We start from the raw sequence: 584 nt of genomic DNA, 5'->3' as shown, positions 1-584 counted from the left end.
GAGAAGATTGCAGAGAAACGCCATCAATCATGACCAGCATGGCTCTGCCACGCAGATTTTGGCCGTAGTTTGTCCGGCCGCCAGTGCCAACATCTAAAGAAGGGATCGTCGCAGAAAGAATATCACCCAGAGTTTTGCCTGCTCGGTATTGTTGAGCAATTTCTTCTTGCCCTACAAACCAAACCGTACCGGGAATATCAGAGATGGATTTTGGCATGACGCTGCCAACCACGACTAATTGTTCATCTGCTGCGTTTTGAGACGCCAGTTGCTGAGCTTGTTCTGCAGCCAATGCGTGCGCTGCATATCCACTGCTCATCGCTAATACGATGAGGTTTAAAGAGAACTTCCTATTTGTCATTGTATTTATCTTTTTGTTGTAGCCAAAGAATCGACAATGATACTTATTATCAATAACAAATCGAGCACTGTTACATAGGTTAATAAGTTGTTAACCATTGCTCTTTTGCATGATTAACTGACGGTTTTTTGCTGCTCTAGGGCAGTCCTCGCAGAGCTTTCTTCCTTCACACTTGTACACCAAGCAGCAGCTTTTTCTGAGCAATTTGAGCGGTTGCTCGTGA

Annotated in this window: 2 protein-coding genes; both read right to left on the bottom strand. The window is 44.7% G+C overall.

Features of this window, described 5'->3' with window-relative positions; genetic code table 11:
• A partial coding sequence (locus tag R8N47_RS26920) for a TonB-dependent receptor plug domain-containing protein (RefSeq protein WP_318186327.1) occupies positions 1–361 on the bottom strand: 361 nt, incomplete at its 3' end.
• A 90-nt stretch (positions 362–451) separates the two neighbouring features.
• A partial coding sequence (locus tag R8N47_RS26915) for a (2Fe-2S)-binding protein (protein WP_318186328.1) occupies positions 452–584 on the bottom strand: 133 nt, incomplete at its 5' end.

The sequence above is a fragment of the Vibrio sp. 2132-1 genome, assembly GCF_033344315.1.
The sequence above is the reverse complement of the archived record's forward strand: the minus strand, read 5'-3'. Positions and strand labels throughout refer to the sequence as shown.